The sequence below is a fragment of the Blautia massiliensis (ex Durand et al. 2017) genome, assembly GCF_001487165.1.
GTDB classification, from domain to species: domain Bacteria; phylum Bacillota; class Clostridia; order Lachnospirales; family Lachnospiraceae; genus Blautia_A; species Blautia_A fusiformis.
Genome location: NZ_LN913006.1, coordinates 797261 through 818914, shown reverse-complemented (window position 1 = coordinate 818914; position 21654 = coordinate 797261). Strand labels below are relative to the sequence as shown.

Sequence of the window (21654 nt, the reverse complement as noted above, 5' to 3'; positions counted from 1 at the left end):
CATTATCCCCTTTCTGCCACGATCCCTGGCTCTACATCCTCAAAGGTAAAGCTGGTAAGCGGACCCTTTGACTCCGCATCCTCGCCTGCCTGATACTCACCGTAAAACGCATCAATATCCTTGATAAACTTACGGTTAAACAGATGAAGGGGAATTCCCTGCGGGCAGACTCTGCTGCACTCGCCACAGTCCGTACATCTTCCAGCTACATGGAAGGCACGGATCACATGGAACATCTTTTCCTCAAAGGAATCCACATTTGCCTTCTGGGCGCTGTCGAACTTGTTGCTGTCAAAAACGCATTTGCGGCAGCTGCAGGCCGGACATACATTACGGCAGGCATTACAGCGGATACATTTACTCAGCTCGCTCTGCCAGAATGCAAATTTTTCTTCCGGACTCATTGCCTCGATCCGCTCAACTTCTGCGAAACGGTCAGCGTCCTTTGTCTCCTTTGACTCACCGATCAGTTCATCGTAAATTTTATGCTCTTTTCCTTTACATACATGGCAGCGTTCCAGCATGGCATCTTTGTATGCACAGGTTTTTTCTCCGTAAACAGTATCCACAGTCAATGTCTCTGCATCTCCGGTAATCTCTGCTCCGGAAATTCCCCGGATACCCTTGATCCCCATTTTGCGGATCTTTTCAATATCCAGCTTTCCTTTACAGCCAACACCTACGATATAGGCTTTTTCTCTGTCTACACGATGCTCTTTCAAAAGCTGGTTAAAGCTATATGTATCGCAGGGCTTCAGACAGACCATGGTTTTTCCTTCCAGCTTGGAAGCTTCGATCATATATTTGCTTAAATTGGCACCGCAGAATCCATCATAGACAAAATCCTCCAGAGATTCCGGTGTTTCAAAATAGGCTGGTTCCGGATTAAAGGCAAGATCTCCGGCTTTCCACCCAAGAACCCGGACTACCGTGCCATCTGCAAGCAGTTCTTTTGCACGTTTTATCAGCTCCTGCATCTTATATCCTCCAATCTCACGTTTTTACCAAGTGAATGGATCTTCTCAACAAACTCATTCATAGTCTGTGAAAATTTCACGCCTTCTGCGGCAGATACCCATTCCACACGTGTTCTTCCGTTTTCCACCCCAATATAATCCAGCATTGAAAACAGAAGTGTCATACGTCTTCTTGCATAATAGTTTCCGGTACTGTAATGGCAGTCTCCCGGATGACATCCGCACATGATCACACCATCGGCTCCTTTTTCAAAGGCACGGAGGATGAACATGGGATTGACACGGCAGGAACATGGAACACGGATGATCTTTACATCCGCCGGATAGCTCAAACGGCTGCTTCCGGCAAGGTCTGCTCCGGCGTAGCTGCACCAGTTACAGCAGAATGCCACGATCTTTGGTCTGAATTCTTCCTTTGTTTCTATCGACATATTGCATCCACCTCCGCGATAATCTGTCTGTTGGAGAAGCCCTGAAGGTCCATGGCTCCTGACGGGCAGGCTACTGTGCAGGCACCGCAGCCCTGGCAAAGTGCTGTATTGACAACCGCAACTCTTCTTGTCTCACGGATACCGTGATCGTTGACCTGTTTCTCCTCATAGGAAATCGCTCCGTAAGGACATACATTTGCACAGGTAGAGCATCCGTTACAGAGAAGCTCGTCGGATTTTGCCGTACATGGATTGGTTGTCAACTTGTCCTTTGCAAGAAGTCCTATGGCCTTAACAGCCGCAGCTCCTGCCTGGGCAACTGTCTCCGGGATATCCTTTGGCCCCTGGCATACACCGGAAAGGAAAATTCCTGCTGTCGGTGATTCTACAGGACGAAGCTTTGCATGGGCTTCTGTAAGGAAATTGTTGGTGTCAATACTTGCAGTAAGCATGGTAGCAATCTTACGTACATCCGGATTCGGTTCAATGGCTGTTGCAAGAACTACCATATCTGCTTTCTTGAAGATCTGCTTATTATCAAGAAGGTCCGAGCCCTGAACAAGAAGTGTTCCATCCGGCTGCGGGATTACTTTTCCTACCTGACCTTTGATGTAGTTTACGTTATACTGCTCAACTGCTCTTCTGTAAAACTCATCGAAGTTTTTACCAGGTGTACGGACATCAATATAAAATACCGTCACATTGGTATCCGGATATTTATCACGGATCAGCATGGCATGCTTAGCTGTGTACATACAGCAGATCTTGGAACAGTATGGCTTTCCACGGTCATCGGAGCAACGGCTTCCAACACACTGGATAAATACGATCTCCTTCGGTGCTTTTCCATCGGAGAGGCGCTCAAGATGTCCTTTTGTAGGTCCTGCAGCATTCATGATACGCTCCAGCTCCAGAGATGTGATCACATCCTTGCTCTGGCTGTATGCATATTCATCATATTTGTCAAGCTTGATGGTATCAAATCCGGTTGCCACCACGATTGCTCCGTATTTCTGTGTTACGATCTCATCCTGCTGGTCGTAATCAATGGCTCCTGCCTGACATACTTTGGAGCAGACACCACATTTGCCTGTCTTAAATTTCAGGCAATGCTCTCTGTCGATCACAGGAACATTTGGAATCGCCTGTGCAAACGGAGTATAAATAGCTGACCGGTTGTTCAGCCCTCTGTTGAACTCATTTGGAATCTTTTTGGAAGGACATTTTTCCTGGCAGACTCCACAGCCTGTACATTTGTCCATGTTGACACTTCGCGCTTTTTTGCGGATATCAACAGTAAAATCTCCTACAAAACCTGCAACTTTTTCTACTTCACTGTATGTATAGATATTGATCTTTTCGTGAGCTGCAGCCTCCACCATTTTTGGAGTAAGGATACATGCGGAGCAATCCAGAGTAGGGAAGGTTTTGTCAAGCTGTGACATTCTTCCGCCGATACTTGGTGTTTTTTCCACAATATCAACTTCATAGCCTGCATCGGCAATATCAAGAGCCGTCTGGATTCCGGCGATACCGCCTCCGATGATCAGGGCTCTCTTTGTAACCTGGCTTTCTCCCGGCTGAAGAGGAGCATTTAAATTGACTTTTGCTACTGCTGCTCTTGCAAGGATCACGGCCTTCTCCGTAGCCTCCTGCATATCCTTGTGGATCCAGGAACAGTGCTCACGGATATTTGCGATCTCCACCATATATGGATTCAGGCCGGCCTTTTCCGCTGCTTTACGGAAAGTTGCCTCATGCATACGCGGAGAACAGGAACAGACAACCACTCCTGTGAGATTTTTTTCACGGATGGCTTCCTGGATCCTGGACTGTCCTGCTTCAGAACACATATACTGATAATCTTCTGCATGGACAACTCCTGGCTCTTTTGCAATGATCTCCACAACTTTTTTCACGTCTACCGTAGCGGCAATATTACTTCCGCAATGACAGACAAATACACCGATTCTCTGCACTTTCTCACCTCCTGTATCTTCTGAACGCACTTACAAGCAGCTGCTGAGGAAGCTCCGGATCAAGAAGCTCCGGAATTTCATTTGGTGAAAGATAGTCTCCGCCTTTTTCCCGAACAACCAGCTGTCTTGCCCCGTCAATGATCTTTCCGGGTTTTACGTCTCGCGGACAGCGCTCCACACAGGCAAAACAGGAAAGACATTTCCACAGAGATGCTGAATTTACAAGTGCTTCGATATTTTCATTGATCACGTAGGACACAAACTGATGAGGCTTGATATCCATCTCGTCAAAGGATGGGCAGGTAGCAGAGCATTTGCCACACTTCATACATTTCAGAGGATTGGTCCCGCTGATCTCCTTTATTTTTTCCGCAGCAGAATGGTTATCTCTCATTTTGCCACCTCCTCTTTGACGCCAAGGGCTTCTGCCAGAAGCTCTGTAAAATAGTAAACCGGCATTTTATTTCCGGAATTTTTATTCAGATTGTATTTGCAGAGCGGACAGGCAGTGATCAGCATATCTGCGCCAAAGCCTGCTGCGCTTTCTTCAATCTTTTCACACATATTCTGTGACATTTCTTTTTCTTTCAGGGATATATATCCTCCACAGCATTCATTTCTGTAAGGATAGATCACAGGCTCAGCGCCAAGGGCACGGATAAAATCCTCCATGATCCTTGGATTTTCCGGATCATCAAATGCCATGATCTTTCCAGGTCTCAGAAGCAGACATCCGTAATAGGCTCCGATCTTCTTTCCGGTAAAAGGATTTACTACTTTTTCTTTCAGTTTATCAAAACCGACTCTGTCCCGGAGAACCTCCAGATAATGGAGAACGGTTGTCTCTCCTTCATAGGGAGCTTCCAACTGCATATAATTGTTGGCTCTGATCCGGATATCTTCCACATTTTTCATATCATCATTGACACGCTTGATCACATGATGACAGGCTGAACAGATTGTCACCAGATCCTGGCCTTTTTCTTTTGCCTGGTTTAACGCACGGACGGAAGAAAGCTTTGTGGCGATCTCGTCTGTGCCAAGCGGATAAACACCACCACAACACTGCCAGTCCTCGATCTCCTCAAGCTCAAACCCAAGGGCTGTGGCACTGGCTCTGGCATACTCATCCAGATCTTTGGCCTTTGTTCTCAGGGTGCAACCCGGATAATAACTGTACTTCATACCTTTCATTATCCTTTCTTAGTCTAAAATCTGACGTTTCTAGTAGATATTCTTGTTCATATATTGTCTTTTTTTTAACGATACATGAATAAAAAAATGAAATCTCAACTAACACTTATTTGAGTTTTTTTATCAATTTGCACCCAAATAAAAGAGAAAAACACTCTTCCTCCGCAATTAAGAAGTGTATTAGCTCGATTTCCGAAATCATCATATCACGTTATTTCTGTTTCGACAAGGCTTTTTCGATATTTTTTTGTGTTTTTTTTAACGTACTTTTGAAAAACCTTATCATTTACGATCCTGCTTCCATGATAATTTTCATTTTCGGGCATAAAAAAAGCTCCGGATCTCTCCGAAGCTTTTTTGCTCCTATCAGTAAATAATGATCGGATAACCTGCATCAATGGTGTTATAGATCAGTGCTGCCTGATCCTTAGGCAGATTGATGCAGCCGTGGCTTCCGTTGGTTTTATAACGGTTCCCGCCAAAGGATGATTGCCAAGACGCATCATGAAGTCCCTGTCCGTAGACAAAAGGCATCCAGTAATTAACCTTTACATCGTAACCATATTCATTGCTGGTAAGGTTAAAGGGACTCGCCTTGTAGGCGATCGGCCATGCACCACGATATGTTTCACGCCCCTTCACCGGCTTACCGCTGACAATATCTGTTTCCGTCACAAGGCTTCCGTCCTTATACAGCCACAAATGCTGTGCATCCAGACTGACCTCTATGTAACTGCCTGCCAGATCGTCTGTTCCGTTTCTCTGGTATCCTTTTTTGCTGTAAACAGGCTCTCTTGTTACAGCAGTACCGCTTTTCAGGTCTTCCAGAAGCTGAGCATATTCTCCGTCCTGATCGATCCGGTATCCGTACTCATTTCCCTCAATGGTCACATCCGTTCCCGTAGATGTATGAAAGGTGCGGGGAACATAAATGGTATTGTATTTGTTGGCAAGCTCACTGATGTAGGCTTTAATGGCTTCTTCATCTAAAGTCAGCGTCTCCCCTTCAGCCTTCAGCCAGGATGTGATCGTATCGGAATCCAGAACAGCCGTTTCACTTCCGAATGTATAAGTTACTGTACTGCTGCGGTATTTCTTCAGCTGGCTGTTCAGGTCTGTAACCTTATTTTTCATATCCTCTGTTGCAGTGACAGTCGGACTTACATACACATGCTTGTTGATCGGTACTGTAATGATATCCCCAAGCAGAGCCGTATCAAATGCTGCGTTCAGATTTGTGTCCACGGTAGTCTCCAGCTTATCCGGATCGATCTCCGTCCCCTGTACCTGCTTCACAAGGGTGAATTCTTTTTTCTCCTTATCGTACTGAATGGCTGCATCAACAGAAGCTTTTCTTTCTTCCGTACCGAAATTTGAAAGATCGAGAGCCTGCTTTTCCTGCTCCTCATCTTCCTCGATCTGACATTCCGGTTCTATATTTTCTTCCTTTGGAAAAAGCTTCCGGCTCTCTTCCCGCTGTTTCTGAATTTCTGTAAGCTTACTCAGAAGGGCTTCTTCATTGAGACTGTAGCCCAGCTCTTTCAAAGTAGTACTGTAAACTTCCTGATCATTTTCCTGAAAGGATACCGGACGATCTGCAAATTCCGCAGTGATCTTTTCTTCTGCCTGCTTTGCATCCAGTCCGGAAACATCCACTCCCCATATGGAAATCTTCCGTCCCAGCGTATTGTGATCTGCCAAGTATGTATAGACAAATAACCCTGCCACTGCCAGGATTGTTACGCCAATGCAGATCCCAAGTATGATCTTCAGTGTCTTTTTACTGATGGTTGATCTTTTCTCCATACCCTTATCCCTCGAGTCTTATGTAATATATGTTATGTTGTCACACTGGCTGTTATTATAATACAATAAATCCCATTTTCTGTAAAAATGACTTATCCCGGATCCTTCTGATCCGGTAAAAAAAGACAGACTGACGCCTCTGCGAAAATCTGTCTTTCTCATACGTTTCTTTATCTGTTTCTGGCAACAGTATTTCTCTCAGAATCTTCTGCTTCTTATTCCGGCATTACGATCTTGCCTGCAACGGCACAGGCTGCTGCTGTTTTCGGAGATGCCAGATAGATCTGAACCTTGGAAGTTCCCATACGTCCCAGGAAATTACGATTGTTGGTTGCCACGACCTTTTCACCGTCTGTCAGGATTCCGCCGGTCCTTCCGCAGCAAAGTCCGCAGCCCGGATGTGTAATGATAGCCCCTGCTTCCGCAAGAGTATCCAGAATGCCAAGCTCAATAGCCTGACAGTAAATTTTGCGGCTGGCAGGAGTCACGATCAGCTTTACAAAGTCTGCAACCTTTTTGCCCTTCAGCACCTCTGCTGCCGCCATAAGATCCTCCAGACGTCCGTTGGTACAGGAACCGATGAATACCTGGTCGATGGTCTCACCCTGAAGCTCACTGACATCACGGATCTTGTCCACCTGAGACGGACATGCCATTACCGGCACAAAATCCTCTGCTTTATAAGTTATGGTCTTCATGTAGACAGCATCCTCATCTCCCACAAGACTCTTCTGATAATCATCAAGCTCTACGTTGCAGTAAGCAGCTGTCTTCTCATCCGGTGTGAAAAGTGCACATTTCGCACCGGCCTCAATTGCCATATTCGCCATAGTCATACGGCTTGCCACAGACATATTTTCAATGGTGCTTCCGGAAAATTCCAAAGCACGGTAAGTAGCTCCATCTGCACGAAGGTCACCGATCAGGCGGAGGATGATATCCTTGGACATGACATTCTCCGGAAGTTCTCCGTCGATCACAACCTTTATGGTTTCCGGAACCTTGATCCACATGGTTCCTGTTCCCAGGATGCTGGCCATCTCTGTGTAACCGATGCCGGAAGAAAACGCACCGACACATCCATAAGTCGTGGTATGGCTGTCTGTGCCAAATACAATATTACCGGGTTTAACATAACCTGCCTCAGTCATAAGCTGATGACAGATACCGTCACTTCTGTGTACGTTTTTCATGCCATATTTAGCTGCAAAAGCATCTCCCACATGGAAATGTCTGGTATCATCCTGCTGACTTGCCGGTACAAGATGGTCATAGATCAGAACAACCTTGTCCGGATCCCACAGCTTCTGAAAGCCCATCTCCTCAAATTTTTCCGCTACAAACGGAATAAAGATATCATGGATCATCACTCTGTCCACATTGACCGTCACGATATCACCAGGCTTTACTGCCTTGCCTGTATTATGTCTGATAATTTTTTCAATGATCGTCTCGCCCATTATTTCTCTCCTCTCCGTTTTTTTAGTCCAGGCCGTTCAGCTTACGCATGGCTTTTACCAGTCCGCCAGCCTGGATGATATCCATCAGATTCTCTGGAAGAGAAGCGATCGGGTACTGTTTTCCATTGTGCTCTACATGCTCATTCATTACTACCGTAACCTGATCTCCCTCTTTTACATTGTCATGAAGATCCGGCTGCTCAATAAGAAGAAGGCCGTTGTTAATGGAGTTGCGGAAAAAGATCCGGGCAAAAGATTTCGCAATGACACACTGCACACCCAGTGCCTTGATGATCTCCGGTGCCTGCTCTCTGGAGGATCCGCATCCGAAGTTCTTTCCTGCTACAATAATGTCGCCCTTTTGGATCTGTCCGGCCAGCTCCGGACGAAGGGGACTGAATCCGTACTGTTTCATATCGTCAATGGTTTTCAGTGCAAGGTACTCTGTCGGGATAATGATATCCGTATCGATATCATCACCAAGTACCCATACTTTTCCTGTAAATGCTTCCATATGTATATCTCCTGTTTATTCCGTTCCGTATCATCAGGCAAATGTTTTCTGTCTGCCCTGTTATAAGAACCCACGCCGAAACGGATCATCCTCTGATAATTTCTGAATATATTATTTAAATCTTTTCTGAAACTCTTATACTCTGTCAGCAATTGCGATCTCACCTGCAACGGCAGATGCAGTAACTGTTGCCGCAGATCCCAGGTAAACCTTGGAGCTCGGATGACCTGCACGTCCCTTGAAATTACGGGTTCCTGTGCTGATCAGGACCTCATTCTCGCCGATAACACCCTGGCAGCTTCCCCAGCATACACTGCAGTTCGGGTTCATAACAATAGCCCCTGCTTCCATGAAGATATCGATAAGCCCCTCCTTTAATGCCTGACGATAGATGGTCTGGCTTGCAGGAACAACCAGGAAACGAACTCCCTCTGCAACTTTTTTGCCTTTGATCACCTCTGCGCCTACACGGAGGTCTTCAATACGGCCGTTATTGCAGGAGCCAAGGAACGCTTCGTTGATCTTGATGCCGCAGGTTTCCTCAGCCGGAACCACATTGTCAACAAAGTCTGGCTTCGCTACAACCGGACGAACTTTTGAAAGATCAAAGGTATACTCTCTTGCGTAAACAGCATCCGGATCGCTGTGATATACCGCTTTTGGCTCACGTCCATGCTCTTTCAGATATTCCAGAGCTTTATCATCAGCCTCAAAGATCCCTGTCTTCGCACCGGCCTCAACAGCCATGTTGCAAAGTGCCATACGGTCGCTGATGCTTAATGTTCTGGCGCCCTCACCGGCAAACTCCATTGCCTGATAGTTGCAGCCGTTTGCCCCGATCTCGCCGATAATGGTAAGGATCAGATCTCTTGCGTAAACGCCCTCAGGAAGCTTCCCTGTCAGGTTAAATTTTACGGTTTCCGGAACCATGACCCAGGATGTTCCGGTTACCATTCCGTAAAGGAAATCTGTGCATCCTACACCGGTACCGAAAGCACCAAGTGCTCCGTAGGAACAGGTATGGCTGTCAGCACCGAAGATCAACTGTCCCGGACGGACATAATTCTCGATCATGATCTGGTGGCAGACACCCTTTCCTTCCCAGAAATCAATATTATTTTCTCTTGCAAAATCTCTCATCTTTTTCTGGGATGCCGCTGTTTTCGGGCTGTCAGACGGTACGTTATGGTCTACGATAAATACCAGCTTCTTTGTATCTGCAATATGAGGATTTTTTAATTTATTGTTGTACATATCAACAGTCAGATGTGTGGTTCCGTCATTACTCATCAGATGATCCAGTGAAACTGTATAGATATCTCCGGGTTTTACACTGTCCACTCCAGCCGCTGCCGCGATGATTTTTTCTGCGATCGTCATTCCCATCTCTTATTCCTCCTCACGGTTCAGAGAAGCGATAAGGCCGCCCTGATTCAGTATATTCTGCATGTATTCCGGCAGTTTTGTGCAGGAATAAGTCTTACCATTGGCAACAGCAGTTCCCTCGGACATATGAAGCTCCAGGGTATCTCCTGTCTTCACAGCATCCGGAAGATCCTTACAGACAATTGCCGGAAGTCCGATATTAATGGCATTGCGGAAAAAAATACGGGCAAAAGATTTCGCAATAACTGCCTTTACTCCAAGTGCCTTAAGAACACCCGGTGCCTGCTCTCTGGAGGATCCGCATCCGAAGTTCTCTCCTCCAACTACAAAATCTCCCGGTTTAACCTTTTTGGAAAAATCCGGATCCAGTGATTCAAATGTGTGGCCCTTCATTTCATCCAGATTCGGCAGAAGCAGATACTGGGATGCAATGATCTGATCGGTATCAAGGTCATTATGAAATTTAAAAATTGTTCCCTTATCCATAAAACAAGTTCCTTTCTGATCGTTATCCATTTCCGGGTTAACATTCCTCTGTTACCCTTTTCGTCCTATATTCTAACACAAAACGTCATATAATTAAAATGTATATTTTTAATACTTAATATAACTTTAAGTTATAAAGTCATTTCCCTGTGATCAGCGCAAAATATCCCCACTCCCACAGAAGCTCTTCAAAACTGTTCTCAAGATATTCCCGGATATCGTCTTCCTCATATCCGGTCATTCTGGAGATCACTACCATATAATCCCGGAGTGTTTCGTAGGGAAGAGATCCCCGTCCATCTTTCTGCCACCGAAGAAAAACAGCCTGGCGGATGGTGGCATATTCCATACCGATCCACTGCATATGGACCAGGGCATCTTCCAAATCTCCCTCCGGTGTCAGAAGATCTGAATATACTTCGTTGGCAAGAAAGCTCCGGAGAAGGTCTTCATATACACGAAATTTCCGATAAAAATCCTCCCGGGCTTCCACCAGTTCCTCTTCCTCATATTCTTCGGACAATTCCTCCGCAAGCTCCATCACCGGCTCCAGATATTTCCGGTAAAGTCCCTCTTTCCGGTAATTTACAGCCAGGTCCTGCAAAAGTTCATTGCATTCGTCCATGGTATCCAGAACAGGCAGCTCTATTTCATTAATAGCATGTTCCAGTTGGCGAATCGTTTTCTCTGAAAAATAATCTTCCACAAGCTCTGTGGTAAGCGGCATGTTCCAGTGAAGTTCCTTCAGAACATAAAAACTTTCAAGAAGGATTTCCTCCGGTGTTTTTTCAGGATCCATTATAAGATCCATAACCTTCCGGCGCACAAGAAAAAGCGGCTGTTCCTTTTCTTTTGGAGTTTCCGGAAAAGCGATTCTTTTCTTCTCCTTCCAGATGTCCAGGACAGCCGGGCAACAGGGCATCATGGTCGCTTCCTTATGATCCTGAAATTCATGGATCTCCCTTGGAAAAATCTGGCAGGTCTCTGAAAGCATCGAATCCCCATAAGCACTTACCAGATAGCACAGTCTGTTCTTTGCAAGAAAAGGACAATCGTGCTCTTCCGTCATCTTCATGATCCGGCTGCCGTCCTTTTTCATGGTATAGGCCTGCAGGCAGCTTCTGTGTCCGGGCACCTCTGACGGCGGCTGGATGGTTTTCCAGTTTCTGTAGGTTTCATCATCTATGTTGATCTTCCATTCCCTGCAGCAGCTGATGGTGCATTTGTCTGCAATACAGGTAAATTCGTCGTAATAATCAGGTTTTAATAATTCCATGTTTCCTCCATATTCTTTATTTTCCAGCTCCAATGTCTCCTGTTTGCAAAATGGACATGAGTTGACCTGTTTTATTTTCCCCGTAAACACAGAAAAGCGGAATTCTATCCGCTTTTTCTGATATTCTGTGTATTCGTTTTTATTCTGCAGTCTCTCCCAGAAGCTGCCTGTGAACTTTCCGCCTTACAAACCAGAAACAGGTCACCTGCATGATGATCGTAAGGATCCAGGATGCCGGGTAGGAAATAAACAGTACCTTCAATGATCTGTGTGCCGGGAAAATTCCGAATATCCACACGATCCGGAGTCCGACGGTTCCGATGATCGACAGGATCATGGGGACACCGGAGCGTCCCATTCCGCGCAGTGCTCCCGGAAACAGATCCATCTGTCCGCAAAGGAAATAGGTAACTGTGGTATAGACAAGAATCTCCATTCCGCATTGGATAACCTTAGGGTCTTCCGTATAGATCTTCAGAAGCTGCGGACCGAAAAAGTATGCACCACAGCCCATGGCAAAGGATACGACAAAGGACAGGATCATACAGTCAACAAGCACCCGGTCCATACGTTTCGGTTTTCGCACACCATAATTCTGACTGGTAAAGCTCATGCAGGCCTGGGTAACTGAATTTACAGACACATACAGAAATCCGAAGATATTGTTTGCTGCCGTATATCCTGCCATTGCAATGGAGCCAAAAGAATTTACAGAGGACTGGAGCAGCACATTGGAAAAATTGATCACTGTACTCTGGATTCCTGCTGGAAGCCCTACCTGAAAGATCTGTTTCAGATATTCCATATTTATGGACAGACTCGAAAAACGCAGCTGATAGCTTCCCTCTGTCTGATACAGGCATCGGAGAACAAGGATACAGGAGATCAGCTGAGAAATCACGGTTCCGATTCCGACACCTGCCACACTTAAATGACAAATGATCACAAAAAACAGGTTCAGAAGCGCATTGGCACAACCGGAAATGATCAAAAAGACCAACGGCCGCTTGGTATCTCCCACTGCACGCAGAATTGCTGCGCCATAGTTATACAGCATAAAAAACGGCATTCCCAGAAAATAGATACGCATATAAAGAGTAGAAAGATCGATCACATCCTCCGGCGTATCCATCAGCTCCAGGCAGATTCTGGCAAAGATTACTCCCAGAACTGCCATGATGATCCCGCTGATCAGAGCCAGCAGGATCGATGTATGTACTGTTTCTGACATTTCTTCATCCTTACCGGCAGCATAAAATCTGGCTGCCAGCACATTGGCACCAAGAGAAATCCCGATAAAAAGGTTGGTAAACACATTGATCAGTGCGGTAGTGGAGCCTACTGCCGCCAGCGCCTCACTTCCGCTGAAACGTCCCACTACCACGATATCCACTGCATTGAACATCAGCTGCAGGATACCGGACAGCATCAGCGGCAGTGAAAACGAAATCAGCTTGTCCATGATCGACCCATTGCACATATCGATCTCATACTTGTTTTTTTTCACGATTTCATCCCCCATAATCATACTTAGACAAAAATATTATAGCACCTTTCGTCAGAAAGCTACAATGAAATATTTTTATGGAGAATATACAGCGGCTGCATAAAATACGCAGCCGCACAGTAACGTGTGTTTATCATTTCACTATCTTTCCAGGAGTCCTGCATCACGAAGGTTTGCAAGAAGTGCATTAAAATCCTCTACAATATCATCTACCGTTGTTGCATTTCCAACAGCAGCTGCCGGGGTTACTGTTCCGGCAGGGCCAGTGGCTCCTGTTGCTCCTGTTGGACCTGCTGGACCGGTGGCTCCGATCGCACCAGCCGGACCTGTTACCCCCGTCGTTCCCGCTGGACCCGTGGCTCCTGTTGCTCCTGTTGCTCCTGTCGCTCCCATTGCTCCCGCTGGACCCGTGGCTCCCGTTGCTCCCGTCGGACCTGTTACTCCTGCCGGACCGGTGGCTCCTGTTGCTCCCGTCGGACCCGTGGCTCCCGTATATCCCTGTATTCCCGGTTCCCCCTGCGGTCCCTGAGGACCCATAGGACCCGGAACTCCCGGACAGCCTCTGGGACCGGTTGGTCCTGTAGGTCCCACAGGGCCTGGGCAGCCTCTTGTTCCACATCTGTCACATCCACAGGAACTATGATTTCCATAACAGGACATACAGGACAAATCCTCATGACTGTCCTGCTGCATTTCCATTTCCTTACGTTTTCGATTCCTGAACAGCATTCTTCGATCACCTCATAGGAAAATAACTTTCCCTACAGTATATGACAACAGCTTTTACCTGTGCATAGGATCCCCGCAAGCTTGTACCCTGCCAGAAAAATATAATAAAGATATCTTTTCTTTTATGCCAGACCATATTTTTCCCAGAAATATTTCTGATCATACAATACTCCCGGATCTTCCGGCTTCAGTTCCATCGCTTTCTTATGAAAAAAAAATGCCTGCTCCGGGCATCCCATTTTATCATAACAAACGCAAAGCTGCATATATGGCACAAACCCATGATACTCAGCCATAAAAAATCCACCCTTTTTCTTATCTGAAGGCACAGTGAGCGCCTGCCCGTACCAGTAGGCAGCCTGTCTGGGCAGCTCTCTTTCCAGAAAGATCTTACCGACCTCACAGCAGATTTCCGCCCTCGGCACATCCATAGTCAGACTGTACAGAAAAGCTTCCAGTGCGTACTTTTTTTCTCCCATTTTCCGGTAGCACTGTCCAAGTACAAAACAGGCATCGATCTTATTTTCCAGCCATCCGGACGGATTTTTCAGGAACTCCACCAACACAGCCTCTGTCTCCGGATAACGCTGATGATAATACAGTTCTCTCCCATAATAAAGCTGATGTCTGGGTTCCAGCGTTTCTCCTCCTGCCAGCATTTTTTCATAAATGCGAAGATTACGGTCCGGATCACCTTTTCCACATTTCCGGTGCCGGATCACCACATCCGAATAAATGATATTTCCCTCCGGAATCACAGTTTCATGAACTGCCCCATTCCATCTGAAATTTCTGGATGTTTTCATTATCCGCTCCCGAAAATAAGAAAATGTTGTTCTCCCGCTCTGGTCAAACCCTGCCGCATATTCCATCATTACAACATCTGTTCCGGGATCCAGAGTTTCTTTAAGACTCTTCAGTTTTTCCAGATTTTCTTCATCTAGGACATCATCCGCATCCAGCCACATCCAGTAATCGGTGCGGACTTTTTCCAGAAGAAAATTACGCGGAGCAGAAAAATCATCACACCAGGGAAAATCAAACACCTGCGACGTATACTGCTCCGCGATCTCTTTTGTTCTGTCTGAAGAACCGGTATCTGCGATCAGGATCGCATCCATCACCTGAGAAACCGGCTTCAAGATCCTCTCAAGAACTGCTTCTTCATTTTTTACGATCATACATAGACTGAGGGAAATCATATTTTAGGATCCTTCGGATTTTTATAATATTTATGCCGTTCCCGTCAGTCCTATGCCTTCTGTCAGTGTACAGCTTCTACTTTCGGATAAAGCTGAACTCATCCTCATATCACCAACTGTGGTATATCCTCTATATGTTCCGCAAGACGATCTGCTCCGTTCAGCTCCCCGCTCTCACCATATCCATACAGGCATCCTATAAATGGGCTTTTGCAGGCTCTGGCACATTCCAGATCCTGCCTCCTATCTCCGACCACCAGATAAGGGCCTGTATATTCCCGGATGATTTCCTGCACAATTTCTGTCTTTGGACGGAATCCATACGATTCGCAGTCATAAAAATGATCGAACCATCGTTCCATCCCAAATTCCTTCCAATGCGCCTCACGATAGGAAGCTTTACAGTTACTTAAGATCACAAGATGATATCCCCGGTTCTTCAAGGCTGTAAGCATCTCCTCTGCTCCCGGATACCACACTGCCTTATGCTTCCTGATCTGTCTGACCATCAGTTCTCCTACCATCCTGCTCGCCTGCTCTTTATAGCTCTGATCCAGCTCCGGCAAAAATGTATTCCACATCTCCTTACTGTTAAATCCCAGCCAGCCGGCAATTTCCGCCGAGCCTATCTCCCGTTCTTCTGCAGCCTTCTGTTCTGTCAGCCACTGATAGGTTTCGCGAAATGCCGGTTCATAGATTCCAAGGGTATGATGGATCGTTCCATCATAATCGAATATGATCGTTTTTGTCATCATTTATTTTCCTGTCTTTTAGAGTTGCTTCATCAGATTAACCATCTCGATCGCAGATAACGCACAGTCATAGCCTTTATTACCTGCTTTGCTTCCTGCACGCGCAATAGCCTGCTCGATATTCTCAGTCGTGATCACTCCGAATAAGACCGGGATCCCTGTTGCAAGTTCAACCTGTGCGATCCCCTTGGCAGATTCATTGCACACCAGATCATAATGTGAAGTATCTCCACGAATGACAGCTCCCACGCAGATAACTGCATCATATTTTCCGGACTGTGCCATTTTCTGTGCTGTAAGCGGAATCTCAAATGCTCCCGGCACCCATGCTGCAGTAATATTCTCTTCTTCTACTCCATGTCTTACCAGTCCGTCGACTGCCCCTCCCAATAATTTATTCACAATGATCTCATTGAATCTCGCTGCAACGATACCAACTTTCATTCCCTCCGGTGCTACTACTTTTCCTTCTACTAAATTGATCTGTCTCATTTTTTCTTCCTCCTGCTATTTGCTGTTTTTTATAAATTTATTTCCTTAAAAATATGACCCATCTTTTCCTGCTTCGTTTTCATATACTTCCGGTCATATTTTTGTACCGGAATCTCCAAAGGTACTCTCTCATTGATCTTCAGCCCGAATTCACCAAGCCCATAGACTTTATCCGGGTTATTGGTCAGTAATCTTAATGATTTCACACCAAGGTCTGACAGTATCTGTGCCCCAACCCAGTACTCTCTAAGATCCGGTGCAAACCCTAACTTCACATTAGCCTCCACGGTATCGTATCCCTGTTCCTGAAGCGCATAGGCTTTGATCTTATTGATCAGTCCGATCCCTCTGCCTTCCTGTCTCATATACAGAATGATCCCTCTGCCTTCCGCCTCTACCTGGCGCATCGCTGTCTGCAGCTGCAGGCCGCAGTCACATCTGAGCGATCCGAATGCATCTCCTGTCAGGCACTCCGAATGTACACGGCAAAGCACATCCTCTCCATCTCCTAGATCACCTTTTACCAGTGCCAGATGATGCTCTCCTGTAATGTCATTGATATAGCCATACATTTTAAAATCACCGTACTGCGTTGGGAGGTTTGCAGCTGCTTCCTCCTTTACATGCTTTTCATGTATTCTTATATAATCCTGCAGATCACGGATCGTAATAAATGTAAGGTTATGCTCTTTTGCCATTTCCCATAGCTGTGATGTACGCATCATAGTGCCATCTTCTTTCATAACTTCACAGCACACGCCGCATTCTTTCAGTCCGGCAAGTCTCATAAGATCTGTTGTTGCCTCCGTATGGCCATTTCGTACCAGAACCCCGCCTTTTCTGGAAATAAGCGGAAATACATGTCCCGGTCTTCTGAAATCCTCCGGTTTTGACTGATCATCCACACACTTCATAATGGTATAGGAGCGTTCTGCCGCAGAGATACCGGTGGTTGTATCTGCGTGATCCACTGCCACGGTAAATGCTGTACTGTGATTGTCCGTGTTCTCAGCAACCATCGGCGGAAAATTCAATCTCGCCGCAATTTCTGCACTCATCGGTGTACAGATAAGACCCTTTGCATAAGTCGCCATGAAATTAATATTTTCCCGGGTCGCAAACTCTGCCGCACATATCAGATCTCCCTCATTTTCTCTGTCCGGATCATCTGTGACCAGAATTATTTTTCCTTCCTTAAGATCCCTAAGTGCCTCTTCAATTGTGTTGTACTGATAATTTTGTGACATACTGTATATCCTCCTGTTCTAAAAGCCGAATTCTTCAAGAAACTCCATCGTAATTCCGGATTCTTTTTTCTCTTCTTCATTTTTTCTGATGCCAAGCAGTTTTTCTACATATTTTCCGATCACATCATTTTCCAGATTAACCAGATCCCCCGGCACCTTTTCCAAAAGGGTGGTTTCTTCTCCTGTATGTGGAATGACCGACACCTGAAAACCAGCTTCATCAACCCTTGCAACTGTCAGGCTGATTCCATCAATACAAACGGATCCTTTTTCCACGATCAGATGCAAGATCTGTGGCGATGTCTCAATTGATACCCAGATGGCATTTTCTTCCCGGAGCATGGAACGTATCACTCCAGTTCCATCAATATGACCGCTTACTATGTGTCCCCCGAACCTGCCATCTGCAGCCATTGCACGTTCCAGGTTTACCTGGCTTCCAGCTTTACAACTGCCAAGACTGCTTCTTCTGATCGTCTCTGCCATCACATCGGCAGTAAATCCGTCCGGCTGGATCGACGTAACTGTCAGACACACACCATTCACAGCAATACTGTCACCGATCCTTGTCCCTTCCAGGACTTTCCGGGCTTTCACTGCCAGGATCCCTGATTCTCCTGTCAGCTGTATATAACGGACTTTTCCTTTCTCTTCTACGATTCCTGTAAACATGATTCCTCCTGTTTTTTCTCACACACCTGACATCTTATCCGGATGTCCTCACCGATCTGGCAGATATCTGTATATTTCAGTTCTACTGCTTCAGACGGGAATTCAACTCCGATACCTTCTACCGGTGTCTTCCCGGCCACACCACCAAACAGCTTTGGTGCCACAAAAGCCTGTACTTCCTTTACAATTCCGGCTCGCAGGGCACTGTCATTTAACGTACCGCCTCCCTCCAGGAGGATGCTGTCAATACCCCTGTTTCCAAGATCTGTCATCAGCTTCTTAAGGTCTATCTGATCCTTTTCATCCGGACAGTAAATGGTCTCAACTCCCATGGTATGTAATATTTTTATTTTTTCTTCTGTATTTTTCTGATCTGCATAAGCCACGATCGTCCGGTACTTTTCCGCACTTTTTACGATCTGACTGTCCGGCGGGATCCTGAGCTTACTGTCGCACACAATCCTGACAGGACTTTTCCAGCCTTCTACCCGGACGTTTAACATCGGATCATCTGCAAGCACAGTTCCAATACCTGCCATGATCCCCATGTACTGATGCCGCATATGCTGTACTTCTTTTCTTGCCGCTTCTCCGGTGATCCATTTTGATGCTCCTGTCTTCGTTGCGATCTTCCCATCCAGTGTCATGGCATACTTCATCACCACGTATGGGGTTTTCGTAGTAATATAATGGAAAAACACCGGATTCAGCTGATCACATTCTTCTCTCATAAAATCTTCAACTACTGTTACACCGGCTTCCCTTAACATCTGTACACCTTTTCCTGCCACTTTCGGATTCGGATCTCGGGAACCGATCACCACTTTTCTGATCTTCTGTTCAATGATCGTTTCCGTACATGGAGGTGTTTTTCCATGATGACAGCAAGGCTCCAGTGTAACATAAATCACCGCACCTTCTGCTGGTTCTGTAAGAGAAGCAATAGCATTACGTTCTGCGTGAAGTTCTCCATACTTTTTATGATAGCCTTCCCCGATGATCCTTCCGTCTTTTACGATCACTGCCCCTACCATCGGATTGGGATTCGTCCAGCCTTCTCCTTTTTTGGCCAGCTGAATCGCCCGAAGCATATATTCCTGATCCGTCATTTCTATTCCTTCTTTCTTATTCCTGTTCTTTGTCTGGTACGCTAAGGCTTTTAGACCTGTGCAATCGGATTCACAGACAAGTGAGTGGTATATTTATTTCAAAAACGATGTGCCAAATACAAAAAAAGCCTGCAGAAATATCTGCAGGGTGGAATTGATCTGTTACATATGATCAATAAATGAATGTCTGATTATTTCCTACATAAAAAGCTCTGAAATGGATCACCATCTCAGAGCTCTGATACTACATTCATTCATACAAAAATCAACTGTACTATCATCTTCTTCCATCCAGACTATACTGTCGGCCCCGGAATCTCACCGGATCATACCTTTCGGCTCGCGGGCTCTACCGCCGGTAGGGAATCACACCCTGCCCTGAAGATATTTTTTTGTTTATTTTAATACTTTATCTGTTATTTGTAAAGCGGAATTTTTATTTTACTCATTCCATGCGGAATATTATCAGTGAACGGTAACGAAACTAATCACTAATCCGCATACTATACTCATCTTTTTTTGTATATAACCAATTCAGGATTTTCACCGTCTTTCTCATATGTACATATCATAATAAAATCCATATTTGCCAGAATACCGAAGTATCTGTCCCCTCCGAATTCAGATTCCATTTGATTTCCCAGATAAGTTTTCTGGTCATCCAGAAATTTCACTTTTTGTCCATTTGGCAGTGCATATTCCAGATTTACATATTTACCTACAAGTGCATTCAGTCTGTCTACCCTTGGAAGTCCATCTATATGTAAATCATTTATTTCATTTATCAATTGCTTTTTAAACTCTTCAAACTGCCCATTGTCACTAAGTTCCTCATACCTTTTCCAGTAATCTAACTTTGGAAGCATTTCTTTCAGATAAGTGCGTGCCTGTTCTTCGGTAAAGCTTTCATTTACCATATTCTTTACACAAACATCAATCAATTCATCCATATCATTATATGTGTATGTTCCATCTGCATAGCACCACTTACAATACTCCTCATTTAATGTGCCATCCTTATCACGTCCCAATATGGAATCATCATCAATTGGCATCCCGCAGCACTGGCAGATCAGCTTTCTCGGTTCTCCCAAAAGCGTATTGATCGAGACATCAAATTCTTTCGATAAGAGCTTAAGTGTATCAGTATTCGGAACGGTATCTCCATTTTCCCAGCGTGATACAGCCTGTCTCGTTACCATGATTTTATCTGCCAGCTCGTCCTGTGACATTCCTCTTTCCGTTCTAAGTTTTAAGATTACATTTTTTGTTTCCATAGCCGTCACCTCCATTATCCTATTATAAAGATAGATCCATGTTCTGAAAAGCAACTTCCTGTTACTATAGTCTATCCATATTTTATAATGTAGTATATGAAGTGGATAATATAAGAAAAACCCTTGAAAATACTGGATTTTCAAGGGTTTTATGGATCTTATTAAAGATCTGCAGATATCAGATTATTTACCCATCTGCTTTGCAACTTCCTCAGCGAAGTTCTCTTCTTTCTTCTCAAGACCATCGCCTGTCTCGTAGCGAACGAAGCCTTTGATCTGGATCTTAGCGCCGTTCTCTTTTGCTACCTGCTCTACGTATTTAGCAACGGACTGTTTTCCGTCCTCTGCTTTTACGTATGTCTGGTCAAGAAGGCAGATCTCTTTGAGCTCTTTCTTGATACGTCCTGTGATCATTCCCTCGATAACCTTAGCCGGTTTCTGGGACTCCTTCGGATCGTTCTGGATCTGAGCCATAAGGATCTCTTTCTCATGCTCGATATAGTCAGCGCTTACTTCCTTGTCGCTTGTGTACTGCGGTTTCAGAGCTGCGATCTGCATAGCTACGTTCTTAGCCATCTCTTTAACAGCATCGTTAACAACATCTGTCTCAACGTCTACAAGAACGCCGATCTTTCCACCCATATGAGTGTAGGAAGCGATGAATCCGTTCTGCTCCTCAACCTGAGCAAATCTACGGATGTTCATGTTCTCGCCGATTACTGCGATCTGAGCTGCAAGAGCCTCTTTTACAGTCTTAGTTGTATCAAGTGCCCATGCCTCAGCAAGGAAAGCATCGATATCAGCTGCTGTTGTGTTAAGTGCCTGTGCTGCAACATCTGCAACATAGCTCTGGAATTTCTCGTTCTTTGCAACGAAGTCTGTCTCAGCATTAACCTCAACAACGACTGCTTTCTTTCCATCCTCTGTTACCAGAGTTTTGCAAAGACCCTCTGCTGCGATACGGCTTGCTTTCTTCTGTGCTGTAGCAAGACCCTTCTCACGCAGGAACTCAACTGCTTTATCCATATCGCCTTCTGTAGCTGTAAGAGCTTTCTTACAATCCATCATTCCGGCGCCGGTCATCTCTCTTAACTCTTTTACCTGTGCTGCTGTAATAGCCATTGTTCGTTTCCTCCTGAAATATTCTGTTTATACGAA

General features: G+C 45.4%; 21 protein-coding genes and 1 riboswitch. All 21 genes read right to left on the bottom strand.

Going from position 1 to position 21654, the window contains the following annotated elements:
• Positions 1-2: 2 nt before the first annotated feature.
• Positions 3-977: a 4Fe-4S dicluster domain-containing protein gene (locus BN3261_RS04725; RefSeq protein WP_015524687.1), complete on the bottom strand. Its 975-nt coding sequence runs from the start codon at positions 975-977 to the stop codon at positions 3-5.
• The gene (locus BN3261_RS04720; protein WP_015524686.1) at positions 965-1408 is read right to left on the bottom strand and encodes a hydrogenase iron-sulfur subunit; all 444 of its coding nucleotides are present in this window, start codon (positions 1406-1408) and stop codon (positions 965-967) included. Before BN3261_RS04720 ends, BN3261_RS04725 begins: the two co-directional genes overlap by 13 nt.
• On the bottom strand, positions 1399-3387 hold the full coding sequence (locus tag BN3261_RS04715) for a CoB--CoM heterodisulfide reductase iron-sulfur subunit A family protein (protein WP_059085575.1): 1989 nt from the start codon (positions 3385-3387) through the stop codon (positions 1399-1401). Before BN3261_RS04715 ends, BN3261_RS04720 begins: the two co-directional genes overlap by 10 nt.
• 4 nt (positions 3388-3391) lie before the next feature.
• Positions 3392-3781: a 4Fe-4S dicluster domain-containing protein gene (locus tag BN3261_RS04710; RefSeq protein ID WP_015524685.1), complete on the bottom strand. Its 390-nt coding sequence runs from the start codon at positions 3779-3781 to the stop codon at positions 3392-3394.
• Positions 3778-4572, bottom strand: a complete 795-nt coding sequence (locus tag BN3261_RS04705; RefSeq protein WP_015524684.1) for a CoB--CoM heterodisulfide reductase iron-sulfur subunit B family protein — start codon at positions 4570-4572, stop codon at positions 3778-3780. Before BN3261_RS04705 ends, BN3261_RS04710 begins: the two co-directional genes overlap by 4 nt.
• 375 nt (positions 4573-4947) lie before the next feature.
• Entirely contained in the window at positions 4948-6387 is a 1440-nt protein-coding gene (locus BN3261_RS04700) for a L,D-transpeptidase family protein (protein WP_015524682.1), read from the bottom strand.
• A 215-nt stretch (positions 6388-6602) separates the two neighbouring features.
• Complete coding sequence (locus BN3261_RS04695) at positions 6603-7847, bottom strand: 3-isopropylmalate dehydratase large subunit (RefSeq protein ID WP_015524681.1); 1245 nt, start codon at positions 7845-7847, stop codon at positions 6603-6605.
• Between the two features lie 22 nt (positions 7848-7869).
• Complete coding sequence (locus tag BN3261_RS04690) at positions 7870-8361, bottom strand: LeuD/DmdB family oxidoreductase small subunit (protein WP_015524680.1); 492 nt, start codon at positions 8359-8361, stop codon at positions 7870-7872.
• 135 nt (positions 8362-8496) lie between these two features.
• Positions 8497-9747, bottom strand: coding sequence for a 3-isopropylmalate dehydratase large subunit (locus BN3261_RS04685; protein WP_015524679.1), 1251 nt, complete (start codon positions 9745-9747; stop codon positions 8497-8499).
• Between the two features lie 3 nt (positions 9748-9750).
• On the bottom strand, positions 9751-10233 hold the full coding sequence (leuD, locus tag BN3261_RS04680) for a LeuD/DmdB family oxidoreductase small subunit (RefSeq protein WP_022426042.1): 483 nt from the start codon (positions 10231-10233) through the stop codon (positions 9751-9753).
• Between the two features lie 139 nt (positions 10234-10372).
• Positions 10373-11509: a flagellin lysine-N-methylase gene (gene fliB, locus BN3261_RS04675; protein WP_059086870.1), complete on the bottom strand. Its 1137-nt coding sequence runs from the start codon at positions 11507-11509 to the stop codon at positions 10373-10375.
• Between the two features lie 139 nt (positions 11510-11648).
• Entirely contained in the window at positions 11649-13031 is a 1383-nt protein-coding gene (locus tag BN3261_RS04670) for an MATE family efflux transporter (RefSeq protein ID WP_110925860.1), read from the bottom strand.
• A gap of 126 nt (positions 13032-13157) precedes the next feature.
• A complete protein-coding gene (locus tag BN3261_RS18365) occupies positions 13158-13745 on the bottom strand; it encodes a collagen-like domain-containing protein (protein WP_059085574.1) in 588 nt (195 codons plus the stop codon).
• 122 nt (positions 13746-13867) lie between these two features.
• On the bottom strand, positions 13868-14947 hold the full coding sequence (locus BN3261_RS04660) for a tetratricopeptide repeat-containing glycosyltransferase family 2 protein (RefSeq protein ID WP_059085573.1): 1080 nt from the start codon (positions 14945-14947) through the stop codon (positions 13868-13870).
• A gap of 104 nt (positions 14948-15051) precedes the next feature.
• Positions 15052-15702: an HAD family hydrolase gene (locus BN3261_RS04655; protein ID WP_059085572.1), complete on the bottom strand. Its 651-nt coding sequence runs from the start codon at positions 15700-15702 to the stop codon at positions 15052-15054.
• Positions 15703-15717: 15 nt separating this feature from the next.
• Positions 15718-16191, bottom strand: a complete 474-nt coding sequence (ribE, locus tag BN3261_RS04650; RefSeq protein ID WP_006427673.1) for a 6,7-dimethyl-8-ribityllumazine synthase — start codon at positions 16189-16191, stop codon at positions 15718-15720.
• 29 nt (positions 16192-16220) lie between these two features.
• The gene (locus BN3261_RS04645) at positions 16221-17438 is read right to left on the bottom strand and encodes a bifunctional 3,4-dihydroxy-2-butanone-4-phosphate synthase/GTP cyclohydrolase II (protein ID WP_015524672.1); all 1218 of its coding nucleotides are present in this window, start codon (positions 17436-17438) and stop codon (positions 16221-16223) included.
• 18 nt (positions 17439-17456) lie between these two features.
• Positions 17457-18110: a riboflavin synthase gene (gene ribE, locus BN3261_RS04640; RefSeq protein WP_004844978.1), complete on the bottom strand. Its 654-nt coding sequence runs from the start codon at positions 18108-18110 to the stop codon at positions 17457-17459.
• Complete coding sequence (gene ribD, locus BN3261_RS04635; protein WP_059085571.1) at positions 18092-19219, bottom strand: bifunctional diaminohydroxyphosphoribosylaminopyrimidine deaminase/5-amino-6-(5-phosphoribosylamino)uracil reductase RibD; 1128 nt, start codon at positions 19217-19219, stop codon at positions 18092-18094. The genes ribE (BN3261_RS04640) and ribD overlap by 19 nt, the downstream gene beginning before the upstream one ends.
• A gap of 275 nt (positions 19220-19494) precedes the next feature.
• Positions 19495-19609: riboswitch (FMN riboswitch) on the bottom strand.
• Between the two features lie 119 nt (positions 19610-19728).
• A complete protein-coding gene (locus BN3261_RS04630; protein ID WP_059085570.1) occupies positions 19729-20496 on the bottom strand; it encodes a zinc ribbon domain-containing protein in 768 nt (255 codons plus the stop codon).
• A gap of 183 nt (positions 20497-20679) precedes the next feature.
• The gene (gene tsf, locus BN3261_RS04625) at positions 20680-21618 is read right to left on the bottom strand and encodes a translation elongation factor Ts (protein ID WP_015524668.1); all 939 of its coding nucleotides are present in this window, start codon (positions 21616-21618) and stop codon (positions 20680-20682) included.
• Between the last annotated feature and the right edge of the window lie 36 nt (positions 21619-21654).

Bases quoted from the DNA above. Each gene is read 5' to 3' on its own strand.
- BN3261_RS04725 (WP_015524687.1), bottom strand. From the start codon at position 977: ATGCAGGAGCTGATAAAACGTGCAAAAGAACTGCTTGCAGATGGCACG.
- BN3261_RS04720 (WP_015524686.1), bottom strand. From the start codon at position 1,408: ATGTCGATAGAAACAAAGGAAGAATTCAGACCAAAGATCGTGGCATTC.
- BN3261_RS04710 (WP_015524685.1), bottom strand. From the start codon at position 3,781: ATGAGAGATAACCATTCTGCTGCGGAAAAAATAAAGGAGATCAGCGGG.
- BN3261_RS04705 (WP_015524684.1), bottom strand. From the start codon at position 4,572: ATGAAGTACAGTTATTATCCGGGTTGCACCCTGAGAACAAAGGCCAAA.
- BN3261_RS04700 (WP_015524682.1), bottom strand. From the start codon at position 6,387: ATGGAGAAAAGATCAACCATCAGTAAAAAGACACTGAAGATCATACTT.
- BN3261_RS04695 (WP_015524681.1), bottom strand. From the start codon at position 7,847: ATGGGCGAGACGATCATTGAAAAAATTATCAGACATAATACAGGCAAG.
- BN3261_RS04690 (WP_015524680.1), bottom strand. From the start codon at position 8,361: ATGGAAGCATTTACAGGAAAAGTATGGGTACTTGGTGATGATATCGAT.
- BN3261_RS04685 (WP_015524679.1), bottom strand. From the start codon at position 9,747: ATGGGAATGACGATCGCAGAAAAAATCATCGCGGCAGCGGCTGGAGTG.
- leuD (WP_022426042.1), bottom strand. From the start codon at position 10,233: ATGGATAAGGGAACAATTTTTAAATTTCATAATGACCTTGATACCGAT.
- fliB (WP_059086870.1), bottom strand. From the start codon at position 11,509: ATGGAATTATTAAAACCTGATTATTACGACGAATTTACCTGTATTGCA.
- BN3261_RS04670 (WP_110925860.1), bottom strand. From the start codon at position 13,031: ATGGGGGATGAAATCGTGAAAAAAAACAAGTATGAGATCGATATGTGC.
- BN3261_RS18365 (WP_059085574.1), bottom strand. From the start codon at position 13,745: ATGCTGTTCAGGAATCGAAAACGTAAGGAAATGGAAATGCAGCAGGAC.
- BN3261_RS04660 (WP_059085573.1), bottom strand. From the start codon at position 14,947: ATGATTTCCCTCAGTCTATGTATGATCGTAAAAAATGAAGAAGCAGTT.
- BN3261_RS04655 (WP_059085572.1), bottom strand. From the start codon at position 15,702: ATGATGACAAAAACGATCATATTCGATTATGATGGAACGATCCATCAT.
- ribE (WP_006427673.1), bottom strand. From the start codon at position 16,191: ATGAGACAGATCAATTTAGTAGAAGGAAAAGTAGTAGCACCGGAGGGA.
- BN3261_RS04645 (WP_015524672.1), bottom strand. From the start codon at position 17,438: ATGTCACAAAATTATCAGTACAACACAATTGAAGAGGCACTTAGGGAT.
- ribE (WP_004844978.1), bottom strand. From the start codon at position 18,110: ATGTTTACAGGAATCGTAGAAGAGAAAGGAAAAGTCCGTTATATACAG.
- ribD (WP_059085571.1), bottom strand. From the start codon at position 19,219: ATGACGGATCAGGAATATATGCTTCGGGCGATTCAGCTGGCCAAAAAA.
- BN3261_RS04630 (WP_059085570.1), bottom strand. From the start codon at position 20,496: ATGGAAACAAAAAATGTAATCTTAAAACTTAGAACGGAAAGAGGAATG.
- tsf (WP_015524668.1), bottom strand. From the start codon at position 21,618: ATGGCTATTACAGCAGCACAGGTAAAAGAGTTAAGAGAGATGACCGGC.